The following is a 12,420-nucleotide window of genomic DNA, read 5'->3' as shown; positions in this document are numbered from 1 at the left end:
ACCGGCCGGTCGGTCGGGCGCGGCACCCCGCGAAGCGAAGGTCAAGACAGGCAGCGACGGCGGCGGCAGGGCCGGGCGGAGGCGGTCGCCCGAGCGCGGCGCCTCGCGGAGCGGGGGTTCAAGCGGGCGGCGAGGGCGGGAGGGAGCCGGGCGCCGCGTTCACCGGCCAGGCCCGGCACGTGCTCCCGCCAGGGGGGTGGCCTTATCCCCTATGTCGGGTTTGCGGCGGGGAACGGACAGGAGCGGGGGTGCCCTGCACACCACGAGAGCACCCCGATTACATCTACCAGCGAGTAGTAAGCCCCCAGGCCCCCACCACCCCCTCGCCGATCACCCAGAGTGGCCAAACGGGGCTCCCCGGGAGAACAAAAGCGACATCCCGCCCCCGCTCCATCTCTCCCCGGGTTCCGGCCCCCTGCCTCCCGGCCTTCCGGGCCGCTCGACCCCCCGAACGCCGGCCCGATCAGAGCGATTCAGGCCTGCCGGGGCCCGATCCGGCCCAGGATGCGCGCCCGGGAATCACCGGGGTGCTCTCGCGGTGCGCACCCCACCCCACCCAGCCATCACCCTGCGTATTCACCCAGGTCAGAGAGGGGTAGTGGTTTCAGGGGCGGCTGGCCCCGCCGCCCGGGCGACGCGGGAACGGCGATCCCGCCCTCTGCCCCCACCCCTGCCGCCCCCCGTGGGGCGCCGCGCCCGACCGACCAGCCGGTCCCCACCGCCGCCTTCGCCGCTGGCTTGAACCTCCGCTCCATGAGGCGCCGCACCCGGGCGACCGCCTCCGCCCCGCCCCTACCGCCGCCGTCGCCGCCAGCTTGAACCCTCACTCCGCGAGGCGCCGCGCCGAACCGACCGGCCGGTCCCCACTGCTGCCTTCGCTGCCGGCTTGAACCTTCGCTCCGCGAGGTGCCGCGCTCGGGTGAGGCGCCTGGCCCTGCCCCTACCGGCACCGTTGCCGCCCGTCTTGACCTGCGCTCCGTGGGGCGCCGCGCCTGACCGACCGGCTGGTCCCCCCTCCCGCCCTCGCCGCCCGCTTGAACCCCCGCTCCGCGAGACGCCGCGCCCGACCGACCAGCCGGTCCCCTCTGCCCTCGTCGCTCGCCTGACCCGCCGCCCGGGTGCGGCGGCGGCCGGGGCAGACTGGTCCCATGGAGCATGCGGACCTCCGCCGCGCATGGCGGGCCCTGGCCGGCACCGGGCCCCGGGCCGGGGCGGTCGGCGCCGAGCTGCTCGACCGGTGGAGCGAACCGCACCGGCACTACCACGGCCCGGACCACCTGCGGGCGGTGCTGGCCGGGGTGGACGAGCTGGCCGCCGAGGCCGCCGACGCCGACCTGGTGCGCTTCGCGGCCTGGTTCCACGACGCGGTGTACGACGGGGTGCCCGGCCGGGACGAGGAGCGCAGCGCGGCCCTGGCCGAGCGGCTGGTGCCGGAGTGCGGCCGCTCCGCGCGGTTCGCCGCCGGGGTCGCCCGGCTGGTCCGGACCACCGCCGGGCACCGGCCGGACCCCGGCGACGCCGACGCCGAAGTGCTCTGCGACGCCGACCTGGCCGTGCTCGGCCGGGACCCGGAGGGCTACCGGGACTACGCCGCCGCGGTGCGCCGGGACTACGCCCACGTGGGGGAGGCGGACTTCCGCGCGGGGCGGGCGGCCGTGCTGCGCGGCCTACTCGCCGCCGACCCGCTGTTCCGCACCGCCGGGGGCCGGGCCCGCTGGGAGGCCGCCGCCCGGCGCAACCTCGCCGCCGAACTCGCCGCGCTGGACGGCGAGCCGCCCCCGCTTGCGCCGCCGCAGGCCTGAGGCGGTCAGCCGGGCGACCAGCTCCCTGCTGCTCACCGGGGCCGCGCCCAGCCGCACCGCCCGGTCGTACAGGGTCTCCGGGACGTCGTAGTGGTCCCGCTCGAAGGCGCGCGGCGGCACGCCCAGCTCGCGGGCGAAGGCGTGCAGCTCCTCCAGGGAGGCGTCGCCGGCCAGGTGGGAGAAGAGCAGCCCGCGCGGGCCGGGCCAGGCGGGCGGGTCGATCAGTACGGTCACGGGTCCGACTGTAGGCGAGGCCCGGGCGGCCGGCCGCGCCCCACCGCCCCGGCCAGCACCAGCAGCACCGAGACCGCCGCCATCACCGCCGCCGCGGTGTGCAGCCCGGCGTCGTCCGCGCCGTCGGCGAAGACCGAGCCGACGACCACCGCCGCGGTGATCGAGCCGAAGAAGCGGAAGGTCTGGAAGAGCCCGGAGACCACGCCGATCCGGTCGTCCGGCGCCGCCCGGTACATCGCCGACTGCAGACCCAGGTTGTTGAAGGCGTTGGGCAGGCCGAGCAGCGCGGTCAGCGCCGCCAGCGCCCACACCGGGGTGTCCGCGCCCACCAGCAGCAGCGACCCCGAGCCGCAGAGCAGCAGGGCGCTCCCGGCCAGCAGCACCGGGCGCTCGCCGAACCGCCGCAGCCCCCGGGCGACCAGCGGCAGCAGCAGCGCGCTGACCCCGGTCAGCGGCAGCATCACCAGGCCCGCCGCGGCCGGGTCCAGCCCGCGGCCGCCCTGCAGCCACTGCGGGACCCCGATGAAGGACAGGTAGAACACCACCGCGACCGCGGTGTTCTGCGCGAAGACCAGCGGCAGCCGGCGGTCGGCGGCCATCGCGCGCAGGTCCAGGAAGGGGGCGGCGGTGCGGGTCTCGCGGAGCACCAGCAGCGCCCCGGCGGCCGCCGCGGCGCCCAGCAGCCCCCAGCTCGGCCCGTCGGAGAGCGCCAGCAGGAAGGCGACCAGCGAGCCGGCCGCGGCGGCGTAGGCGGCGATCCCCGGCAGGTCGAGGTCGGCCAGGGCGCCGCGGAGCGAGGCCGGTGCGCGCGGCGGAACCGGCGGCAGCAGCACCAGCGCGAGCACCATGCCGACCGCCGTCACCGGCACGTTCACCAGCCAGATCGCCTGCCAGCCCCAGGCCTGCACCAGCAGGCCGCCCAGCACCGGGCCGAACGCGGCGGCCGAGGAGTTGGCGGCGCCCACCAGCGCCATCGCGCCCTGCGGCGGGCCGCCGGGCAGCGCCGCGCGGAACACCGCCATCGCGGCGGGGAAGGCGACCGAGGTGCCGACGGCCAGCAGCACCCGGGCCGCGACCAGCCAGCCGATGCCCGGGGCCAGCGGGGCGAGCGCGGAGGTCGCGCAGACCAGGGCCAGCCCGGAGAGGAACACCCGGCGCGCCCCGAACCGGTCGGCCAGCCGCCCCATCAGCGGCATGCACACCGTTGCGGCCAGGTAGAACGCCGAGATCAGCCAGGAGGCGGCGGCCAGGCCCACCCCGTAGTCCCGCTCGATGGGCACCAGCGCCAGCACGATCATCGACGAGTTCAGGGCGTTGAGCAGGGTTCCGGGGACGACGGCCGCCACCAGCCGTCCGGGTGCCGGGCCGGGGCCCGGGCCGCCGGGCGCGCTGCCGCTCGTCTCGATCGCCTCCTCGGTTTCGGGGGGCGGCCGGGCGGCCGCCGCGTGGCGACTATGCCACCCGGCCGCGCCGGGCCGAGCAGCGGCCCCGGCCGCGGCCCGCGCCGGGGAGCTCGGCCGGGGCCGGGGCGGAGGCGCGCCCCGGGCCGAAGAGCGCCGAGGGCGGGGGCGGAGGCGGCGGAACGGGTGGACGGAGCAGGCGGGGAGCGGAGAACGCACTGGTCGCGGCGGTGAAGGGGACGGGCGGGTCCGAAGTGCCGCAAAATGTTCAGCGGTGCTACGGTCAGGCCCGTAGTTTCACTTCACTCCGCATCACCGGAAAGAGTTCCCGACATGCCAAAAGCCAACCGCGAGCAGTGGGGCAGCCGAACAGGCTTCCTGCTGGCGGCGATCGGGTCCGCCATCGGATTGGGGAACATCTGGCGCTTCCCCTACGTGGCCTATGAGAACGGCGGCGGCGCGTTCATCGTGCCCTACCTGGTCGCCCTCCTGACGGCGGGGATCCCGCTGCTCATCCTGGAGTACGCGATCGGGCACCGCTTCCGCGCCTCGCCGCCGGTGGCGATGCGCCGGCTGGCCAAGCCCGCCGAGGCCATCGGCTGGTGGCAGGTGGCCATCCCGTTCGTCGTCGGCGTCTACTACGCGGTCATCATCGCCTGGGCCGTGCGCTACGCCGGATTCTCCCTCGGGCAGCAGTGGGGCGCCGACCCGGACGGCTTCTTCTTCGGCGAGTTCCTGCGGGTGGCCGACGGCCCGGGCGCCCCGGGCGGCTACAACGCCGACGTGGCCCTGCCGCTGATCGCGGTCTGGATCGTGGTGCTGGCGCTGCTGGCCCTGGGCGTGCGGCGCGGCATCGAGCGCGCCAACAAGGTGTTCATCCCGCTGCTGGTGGTGCTCTTCGGCGTGCTGGTGGTCCAGGCGCTGCTCCTGGACGGCGCCTCCACCGGCCTGGACGCGCTGTTCACCCCGGACTGGTCGGCCATCAACGACGGCTCGGTGTGGGTGGCGGCCTACGGGCAGATCTTCTTCTCGCTGTCCATCGGCTTCGGCATCATGGTCACCTACGCCTCCTACCTGCGCCGCAGGGTGGACCTGAGCGGTTCGGCGCTGGTCGCCGGGTTCGCCAACAGCTCCTTCGAGCTGCTCGCCGGCGTCGGCGTGTTCGCCGCGCTGGGCTTCATGGCGCTGCAGAGCGGCGTGGCCGTGGACGAGGTGGCGACCTCCGGCATCGGCCTGGCGTTCGTCGCCTTCCCGCAGATCATCTCCACGCTGCCGGTCGGCGCGAACCTGTTCGGCCTGCTGTTCTTCGGCTCGCTGGTGATCGCGGGCATCAGCTCGCTGCTCAGCATCGTGCAGGTGGTCGTCTCCGCGGTGCAGGACCGCACCGGGATGGGCCGGGTCCCCGCGGTGCTCTCCGTGGGCGGGGCCACCGCGCTGGTGTCCATCGCGGTCTTCCCCACCGACCAGGGCCTGTTCGTCCTGGACGCGGTGGACCACTTCATCAACGCCTACGGCATCGCGCTGGCCGGCCTGGTCATGGTGGTCGTCGTCGCCTGGGCGCTGCGCCGCCTGCCCGAGATGCAGCGGCACGTCGAGTCGATCTCCTCGGTGCCGCTGCGCATCTGGTGGATGGTGGCGCTGGGCGCGATCACCCCGCTGGTGCTGGGCTGGATGATGATCGACGGCCTGATCACCGAGCTGACCGTGCCCTACGAGGACTACCCGCAGTGGTTCCTGAACGCGGCCGGCTGGGGCGTCGCCGGCGGAGCGCTGCTGGTGGGGATCGTCCTCGCCGTGCTGTTCCGCAACCGCGAGGTGACCAGCGTCGACGAGGACCTGGAAGAAGAGGAGCGCGGCGGCGCGGAGTCCGCCGGCGCCGAGGAGGGAGGAAGCTGATGTCCACCGGAGCCGTCGTGATGATGGGCGTTTCCATGGTGATCCTGTGGGGCGGGCTGCTCGCCTCCGCGCTGTGGCTGCGCGCCCACCCCGACCCTGAGGACCAGGGCGGGGCCCAGGGCTGACCCGCCCGTTCCGCGATGGAGCGCCCCGACCGGTCCGCCGGTCGGGGCGCTCCACCGTTCCGGGCCCGCGCCGGGTCAGCCGCCCGGCGCCTGGACCGCCCGCCACGGGATGGGGCTGGACAGCACCATCGTGCTGGACGGCCGGCCGTGCTCGGCCAGCCGGTCGATCAGCTCCTCGAAGTGGGCCATCGAGCGGACCGCGATGAACAGCACGCAGCAGGTGTCGCCGGTGACCCGGTGCAGCTGGAGGATCTCCGGGCGGGCCATGGCGGCCTCGTCGCGGAGCAGGCAGCGCGGGCCGAAGCACTCCATCCGCACCAGCGCGGTCACCGGCAGCCCGGCCGCGGCCGGGTCCACCCGGGCGTGGTGGCCGGCGATCACGCCGCGCTCGGTCAGCCGCCGCACCCGGTCGGCGACGGCCGGGGCGGACCTGCCCACCCGGCGGGCCAGCTCGTTGTAGGAGAGCCGGCCGTCGGCCTGGAGCTCGCTGAGGATGCGCCGGTCGACTCCGTCCAGCATGGCCTTCCGATCGTGAGGTCGTCCGCGGTTCCTCCATTATGAACGCCAAGTCGGACATGGCGTACGAAAGCCACCGGCCATTCTCCGGCGGGGCGATCTGCTGCAAGCTGTAAGCCCAGGTCGAACCGGTCGAGGACGGAGAGGTGGGCACGATGGCGTCCCAGAGCACGGCGGTACCGGGCGGTCCCCGGGGTGCGCGGGAGGACGGGCGTCCCCGGCTCGACTTCGACGGCGGCACCCCCTACGCGGAGTATGCGGCGATCGACGTCCTGCTCGACCTGCGGCGCCCGCGCACCGACGAGCCCGCCGAGACCGACTTCATCGTCGCCACCCAGGTGATGGAGCTCCTGTTCGACCTGCTCGCCGAGCACTGGGTGCGGGCCCGCGACGCCCTGGAGCGCGACGACGTCCCCGCCGCCCTGGCCGAGCTGCGCAAGGGCACCCGGGTGCAGGACGTACTGGTCTCCTCCTGGGACCTGCTCGCCGACCTGACCCCCACCGAGTTCGCCCGGTTCCGGTCGGCCTTCGGCGAGGCGTCCGGGTTCCAGTCGCACACCTACCGCCGGCTGGAGTTCCTCATCGGGAACAAGTCCGCGGCGATGCTCCGGCCCTACCAGGACGCCCCGCGCGCCCGCGCCGACCTGGAGCGGGCCCTGGCCGAGCCGGGCCTGTACGACGCGGCGCTTCGCCTGCTCGCCCGCCGGGGACTGCCGGTCCCCGCCGAGGCGGTCGACCGCGACTGGACCCGCCCCTACCGGCCCGACCCCGGAGTGGAGCGCGCCTGGGCCGGGGTCTACGCCGACGACACCCCCGGCAACGAGCTGTTCCTCCTGGCCGAGGCGCTGCTGGACACCGCGGAGCGGGTCACCCGGTGGCGCTGGCGGCACCTGTCCGCGGTCAAGCGGTCGCTGGGCGCCAAGCCGGGCAGCGGCGGCTCCGACGGGGTGCGCTGGCTGGCCGGCAACGCCGCCCGCGACGTCTTCCCCGAACTGTGGTCGCTGCGCGCGGCCCTGTGAGCGCGCGGGGGTAGGAGAGACCCGGGAGCCCCGGACCGCAGCACCCGAGGAACAAGAGGAGAGCCGTGACCCAGATCAGCCGCGAGGCCTGCCGCAAGCTGGACGCCGCCGACCCGCTGGCCCCCTTCCGGGAGGAGTTCCTCCTGCCCGAGGGCATCGTCTACCTCGACGGCAACTCCCTGGGCGCGCTGCCCAGGGCCACCCCCGACCGGGTCGCCGACACGGTGCGGCGGGAGTGGGGCCGCGACCTCATCGCCAGCTGGAACAAGGCCGGCTGGTGGGACAAGCCGCGCACGCTGGGAGCCAAGGTCGCCCCGCTGGTCGGCGCCGCCGCCGACGAGGTGGTGGTGGGCGACGGGACCTCGGCCAACATCTTCAAGGCGCTGATCGCCGCGGTGCGGCTGAACCCCGGCCGCCGGGTGCTGCTCGGCGAGGCCGGCAACTTCCCCACCGACCTGTACGTCACCCAGGGCGCGGCCGAGCTGACCGGGACCGGGGAGCGCAGGGTCCCGGCCGAGCCCGCCGCCCTGGAGGAGGCGCTGGCCGCCGGGGACGTCGCGGCCGTGCTCCTCAGCCACGTGGACTACCGCACCGGTGAGCTCCGCGACATGGCCGGGATCACCGCGCTGGCGCACCGGTACGGCGCCCTGGCCGTGTGGGACCTGTGCCACAGCGCCGGCGCGGTGCCGGTGGAGCTGTCCGCCTGCGGCGCCGACTTCGCGGTGGGCTGCACCTACAAGTACCTCAACGGCGGGCCGGGGGCGCCGGCCTTCAGCTACGTCGCCCGCCGGCACCACGAGGCCGCCCGGCAGCCGATCACCGGCTGGCACGGGCACGCCCGGCCGTTCGACTTCACCGGGGACTACGAGCCCGCCGCGGGCGCCTCGCGCTTCCTCAGCGGCTCGCAGCCGCTGGTCGCCGACGCGGCCCTGGAGGCCTCGCTGGACCTGTGGAGCCGGGTGGACCTGGCGCTGGTGCGGGAGAAGAGCCTGGCCCTCACCGATCTGTTCATCGGGATCGCCGCCCCCGGCGGCACCGGGCCGGACGGGCTGCGCCTGGTCACCCCGGTCGAGCCGGAGCGGCGCGGCAGCCAGGTCGCCCTCTCCCACCCCGAGGGCTACCCGATCGTGCAGGCGCTCATCGCCCGCGGGGTGGTCGGCGACTTCCGCGCCCCCGACGTGCTGCGCTTCGGGTTCACCCCGCTCTACCTCGGCTACGAGGAGGTCTTCGACGCCGCGACCGCGCTGGTCGAGGTGGTCGAGTCGGGGGAGTGGCGGGACCCGCGGTTCGCCGAGCGCGGCCAGGTGACCTGAGCCGGCCGGAAGGGCCGGAGAGGGCGGCGGGGGCGGACCGGACCGGGTCCGCCCCCGCCGCCCTCGCGTGTGCCGGGGCGCGGCCCGCCGCGGGCCGCGCCCCCCGGGCGGCCGCCGGCGGGGTTGAGTCCGGGGCGGCGTGGTGGTGTGACGAGCACCGCTTTTTTGCCTTCACTAGAGGTGAAAGCCGCTGCGGGGCACCGGGAGCCGGATCGGATGCGGGGTGATGGGGAGGGCTTGACCTGCCGCTTTGTCCCCCTTCGCTTCGCATTTTACTTTTCTATGGGTTACAGTCCTTCGTGATCGGTTCGTGACCTGGGTGTTGCGGGCCGGTGTCCCGCCCGGGCGCAGACCGCTCCCGGACAGTCGAGGCCCTGATGACCAGCGGGGGCCGGAGCGCGGCGGCAGAGACCGCGAGGACCGCTCCGAGCGGCGCCGAGAACGGCGCCGGACCCGCACACTCCCGAACGGCCCGCCGAGGGTGCGCCCCGGCGGCATGCCCGAATCCGCCATGCCCTGATCCCGCCATGCCCGGAATCGCCGCGCCCGGTCTCGACCGCCCCGCCAACGACCTGGTTGATTGCACATGAGTTCTGACAGCCCGATCCAGTACGGCGAAGTCAAGGCGTCCTACTTCTGGGACGACGGTTCCGGCATCAACGGCGACACCGGTGCCCCCGCGAGCGGCGAGCCCATGCAGAAGGGCCTCGCCGCCAGCCCCAGCTGGCCGCTGGGCACCAAGGGCTACGTCGTCTACGACGGCAAGAAGGCCGACTTCTTCATCGGCGACCGGGGCCCCGGCGACCCCGCCGAGAACTGCAACGTCCTGCTCGACCTGGACGGCAAGACCTTCGCCGAGCTCACCGGTGAGAGCTGGAACGACTCCTCTTACACCGTCTCCGGCGGCAACGGGCACATCGACGTCGAGTACGTCATCACCGAGTGGGGCGACGGGGCCGGCAACGAGGGCGCCCCGCACCCGATGAGCAAGTCCTCCACCTGCGACAGCGCCGTCTCCGCGGTTCCCGACCGCTTCAAGCCCGAATCCGAGAAGGAGAAGGAGGAGAAGAAGGAGAAGGAGCGCGAGGAGAAGGAGAAGAAGGAGCAGGAGAAGAAGGAGAAGGAGGCGGCCGAGAAGAAGGAGCAGGAGGCCGCGGAGAAGAAGGAGCAGGAGCAGAAGGAGGAGCAGGTCCTCGCCGGAGGCGGCGGAAAGGGCGGCTCGTCCACCGGAACCGAGGCCTCCACCGCGGCGAACAGCATGTCCGGCATCGACCTGGCCGGCGCCGAGCTGCCGATGGCCGCCGGCGCGCTCACCCTCGCCCTGCTCCCCGCCGTCCTGATCACCCTGTTCCTCGCCCGCCGCCCCGTCGACTACGCCGCGGCCGCCGCCGAGGGCGAGAACGGGCCGCTGGCCCGGCTGGGCGACCGGTTCGCCGAGGCGCGCGACGCCCTGGTCCGCCGCGCCGAGCGCGGTCGGCACCGGGCCTGACCCGGAGGGCGGCCGCCCTCCACCGAGCCCCCGCGACCCCCCGCCCCCCACCACCCCCCGATGACGCGGTCCCCGCCCCTTCCCTCCGGGGCGGGGGCCGCGTCCTTTCCGTGTCCGGGCCCCGTGCGCCCCGCGCGGGCGGCCGGCCGGCGGTGGGGCCCGGCGGGGAGGGGGGAGACCGCACCCCTCCCCGCCGGGGTCACAGGTCGCCGAGGAGCAGCGCCGGGTCCTCGACGCAGTCGGCGACGAACCGCAGGAAGCCCCCGGCGGCGGCGCCGTCGCAGACGCGGTGGTCGAAGGCGAGGGTGAGCTCGGTGACCGGGCGCGCGGCGAGTGCGCCGCCGGCCACCCACGGGCGCTGCACGATCCGGCCCATGCCCAGGATCGCGGCCTCCGGGTGGTTGATGATGGCGGCCGAGCCGTCCACGCCGAACACCCCGTAGTTGTTCACGGTGAACGTCCCCCCGCTGAGCCGCTCCGGCGGCAGCGGCCCGCCCCGGGCCTCCTCTGAGGTCCGGGTGATCGCGGCGGACAGCTCCCGGGCGCTCATCCGGTGCGCCTCCCGGACCACCGGGACCACCAGCCCGCGCGGGGTCTGCGCGGCGAAGCCCAGGTTGACGTGGGAGAACCGGACCAGCTCCGCGCGCTCGGCGTCGACCGAGGAGTTCAGCTCGGGGAACCGGGACAGCCCCAGCACGCAGAACCGGGCGAGCAGGCCGAGCAGGCTCACCGGGCGGTCCGGCGCGGCGGCGTTGAGCCGGCGGCGCAGCTCCACCAGCCCGGTGGCGTCCGCGTCCACCCACACCGTCGCCTCGGGGATCTCCCGGCGGGACCGGGACAGCCGCTCGGCCATGGCGGCCCGCGCGCCGCGCAGCGGGATCCGCTCCTCGCCCGGCGCCCCGGCCGGCGCGGCGGAACCGGAGGCCGCCGCGGGGGAGCGCGCCGCGGCGATGGCGGCCTCCACGTCGCGCCGGAGCACCAGCCCGTTCCCGCCGCTGCCGGCGAGTGCGCGCAGGTCGACGCCGTTCTCCCGGGCCAGCCTGCGGACCAGGGGGGAGACCACCGGGACCGGGCCGCCGGAGGAGGGGGCGGGGGCCGGGGACTCCGTTGTCCCCGCCCCGCCCCCGGGTGCGCCCCGGAGGGGGGCGGCGCCGGGCGCCGGGCGCCTGCGGCGGCCGCCGGGGCGGCGCGGCGCGGCCGTACCGGTGCCGTAGCCCACCAGGACCGCGCCGGACCCCTCCGCGGCCCGGGCGGCGCCGTTGCCGCCGGGGCCGGGGTCCGGTGTGCGGGCCTCGGGTACCACGACCCCCGGCTCGGTGAAGGCCGGGCCGGTCGGGTGGTCGGGGGAGGAGGGGCCGGGGGCCGGCTCCTCCTCGGCGATGCTGATCAGCGGGGCGCCCACCGCGACGACCTCGCCGGCCTCGGCGTGCAGCGCCGCGACGGTCCCGGCGTAGGGGCAGGGCACCTCCACGGCGGCCTTGGCGGTCTCCACCTCGGCCACCGGCTGGTCCACGGCGATCCGGTCGCCGACCCGGACCAGCCAGCCGACCACTTCGGCGTCGGTCAGCCCCTCGCCCAGGTCGGGCAGGTCGAACACGCGCGGCGCGCCGCTCATCCGCGCACCTCCGCCGGGTCGGCGGTCCATTCCCGCTCCCACTGCAGCCGGTCGAAGGCGTCCAGGATCCGGTCGACACCGGGCAGGTGGTACTCCTCCAGCTTCGGCGGGGGATAGGGCACGTCCAGGCCGCAGACCCGGAGCACCGGCGCCTCCAGGTGGTGGAAGCACTGCTCGGTCAGCCGGGCGGCGACCTCCGCGCCGTACCCGCCGAAGGCGGAGGCCTCGTGCACCACCACCGCGCGCCCGGTGCGCCGCACCGAGGCGGCCACCGTCGCGTCGTCGAAGGGGCTCAGCGTGCGCAGGTCGACCACCTCCACCGAGAGGCCCTCCTCGGCCGCGGCGTCCGCGGCCTCCAGCGCGGTCGCCGTCATCGGCCCGTAGGCGATCAGGGTGGCGTCGCGGCCGGCGCGGCGGACCACCGCCCGGTCCAGGGGCTCGGTGCGGACCGGCAGCGCGGTCTCCTCGGCGGCCCAGTAGCGCCGCTTGGGCTCCAGGAAGACCACCGGGTCGGGGCTGTCGATGGCCTCGCGGAGCAGCGAGTAGCCGTCGGAGGGGGTGGCCGGGGTGACCACCCGCAGCCCCGGGGTGTGCGCGTAGTAGGCCTCGGAGGAGTCGGAGTGGTGCTCCACCCCGCCGATGCCGCCGCCGTAGGGCACCCGGATCACCATCGGCAGCTCCAGCCGGCCCCGGGTGCGGTTGCGCATCTTGGCCACGTGCGAGACGACCTGCTCGAAGGCGGGCAGCCCGAACGCGTCGAACTGCATCTCCACCACCGGGCGCAGCCCGTACATCGCCATGCCCACCGCGGTGCCCACGATGCCCGACTCGGCCAGCGGCGAGTCGAAGCAGCGGTCCTCGCCGAACTCGGCGGTCAGCCCGTCGGTGACCCGGAAGACGCCGCCGAGCGGGCCCACGTCCTCGCCGTAGACCACGACCGAGGGGTCCTCGGCGAGCGCGTCGTGCAGCGCCCGGTTCAGCGCCTTGCCCAGAGTGGTGCTCTCCGCCATG

At 75.5% G+C, this 12,420-nt stretch carries 10 protein-coding genes; 5 read left to right on the top strand and 5 right to left on the bottom strand.

Annotated elements, in window-relative coordinates; genetic code table 11:
- Positions 1-1,667 precede the first annotated feature (1,667 nt).
- Both J0910_RS22855 and J0910_RS22850 read right to left on the bottom strand, forming a co-directional pair.
- Entirely contained in the window at positions 1,668-2,036 is a 369-nt protein-coding gene (locus J0910_RS22855; protein ID WP_420160589.1) for a DUF4031 domain-containing protein, read from the bottom strand.
- Positions 2,033-3,382 (bottom strand): MFS transporter, encoded by a 1,350-nt coding sequence (locus tag J0910_RS22850; RefSeq protein WP_420160588.1) that lies wholly within the window; start codon positions 3,380-3,382, stop codon positions 2,033-2,035. Before J0910_RS22850 ends, J0910_RS22855 begins: the two co-directional genes overlap by 4 nt.
- Before the next feature lie 387 nt (positions 3,383-3,769).
- Here J0910_RS22850 and J0910_RS22845 point away from each other — a divergent pair, with 387 nt between their 5' ends.
- Both J0910_RS22845 and J0910_RS22840 read left to right on the top strand, forming a co-directional pair.
- Complete coding sequence (locus J0910_RS22845; RefSeq protein ID WP_420160587.1) at positions 3,770-5,332, top strand: sodium-dependent transporter; 1,563 nt, start codon at positions 3,770-3,772, stop codon at positions 5,330-5,332.
- Complete coding sequence (locus tag J0910_RS22840; RefSeq protein ID WP_420160586.1) at positions 5,332-5,457, top strand: methionine/alanine import family NSS transporter small subunit; 126 nt, start codon at positions 5,332-5,334, stop codon at positions 5,455-5,457. The genes J0910_RS22845 and J0910_RS22840 overlap by 1 nt, the downstream gene beginning before the upstream one ends.
- A gap of 75 nt (positions 5,458-5,532) precedes the next feature.
- Here J0910_RS22840 and J0910_RS22835 read toward each other — a convergent pair whose 3' ends face one another.
- Positions 5,533-5,976, bottom strand: a complete 444-nt coding sequence (locus tag J0910_RS22835) for an Lrp/AsnC family transcriptional regulator (RefSeq protein WP_420160585.1) — start codon at positions 5,974-5,976, stop codon at positions 5,533-5,535.
- Positions 5,977-6,128: 152 nt separating this feature from the next.
- On the opposite strand from J0910_RS22835, the gene J0910_RS22830 reads away from it, so the two are divergent.
- The 3 genes from J0910_RS22830 (at position 6,129) to J0910_RS22820 (ending at position 9,794) form a co-directional block, all read left to right on the top strand.
- On the top strand, positions 6,129-6,992 hold the full coding sequence (locus J0910_RS22830) for a tryptophan 2,3-dioxygenase (RefSeq protein WP_420160584.1): 864 nt from the start codon (positions 6,129-6,131) through the stop codon (positions 6,990-6,992).
- 65 nt (positions 6,993-7,057) lie between these two features.
- Entirely contained in the window at positions 7,058-8,305 is a 1,248-nt protein-coding gene (gene kynU / locus J0910_RS22825; protein ID WP_420160583.1) for a kynureninase, read from the top strand.
- 586 nt (positions 8,306-8,891) lie between these two features.
- Positions 8,892-9,794: a hypothetical protein gene (locus tag J0910_RS22820; protein ID WP_420160582.1), complete on the top strand. Its 903-nt coding sequence runs from the start codon at positions 8,892-8,894 to the stop codon at positions 9,792-9,794.
- Between the two features lie 199 nt (positions 9,795-9,993).
- On the opposite strand, the gene J0910_RS22815 is transcribed toward J0910_RS22820, so the two are convergent.
- Both J0910_RS22815 and J0910_RS22810 read right to left on the bottom strand, forming a co-directional pair.
- Positions 9,994-11,409 carry a dihydrolipoamide acetyltransferase family protein gene (locus J0910_RS22815; protein WP_420160581.1) on the bottom strand — a complete coding sequence of 472 codons (1,416 nt, stop codon included), beginning with the start codon at positions 11,407-11,409 and terminating at the stop codon, positions 9,994-9,996.
- A complete protein-coding gene (locus J0910_RS22810) occupies positions 11,406-12,419 on the bottom strand; it encodes an alpha-ketoacid dehydrogenase subunit beta (protein WP_420160580.1) in 1,014 nt (337 codons plus the stop codon). The genes J0910_RS22815 and J0910_RS22810 overlap by 4 nt, the downstream gene beginning before the upstream one ends.
- Between the last annotated feature and the right edge of the window lies 1 nt (position 12,420).

The organism is Nocardiopsis oceanisediminis, assembly GCF_048595525.1.
In the GTDB taxonomy this organism is placed as follows: domain Bacteria; phylum Actinomycetota; class Actinomycetes; order Streptosporangiales; family Streptosporangiaceae; genus Nocardiopsis_A; species Nocardiopsis_A oceanisediminis.
Note: the sequence above shows the minus strand (reverse complement) of the source record. Positions and strands in the feature narration are given on the sequence as shown.

Excerpts from the sequence above, each read along its gene's own strand:
- J0910_RS22845 (WP_420160587.1), top strand. The coding sequence starts at position 3,770 with ATGCCAAAAGCCAACCGCGAGCAGTGGGGCAGCCGAACAGGCTTCCTG.
- J0910_RS22840 (WP_420160586.1), top strand. The coding sequence starts at position 5,332 with ATGTCCACCGGAGCCGTCGTGATGATGGGCGTTTCCATGGTGATCCTG.
- J0910_RS22835 (WP_420160585.1), bottom strand. The coding sequence starts at position 5,976 with ATGCTGGACGGAGTCGACCGGCGCATCCTCAGCGAGCTCCAGGCCGAC.
- J0910_RS22830 (WP_420160584.1), top strand. The coding sequence starts at position 6,129 with ATGGCGTCCCAGAGCACGGCGGTACCGGGCGGTCCCCGGGGTGCGCGG.
- J0910_RS22820 (WP_420160582.1), top strand. The coding sequence starts at position 8,892 with ATGAGTTCTGACAGCCCGATCCAGTACGGCGAAGTCAAGGCGTCCTAC.
- J0910_RS22815 (WP_420160581.1), bottom strand. The coding sequence starts at position 11,409 with ATGAGCGGCGCGCCGCGCGTGTTCGACCTGCCCGACCTGGGCGAGGGG.
- J0910_RS22810 (WP_420160580.1), bottom strand. The coding sequence starts at position 12,419 with ATGGCGGAGAGCACCACTCTGGGCAAGGCGCTGAACCGGGCGCTGCAC.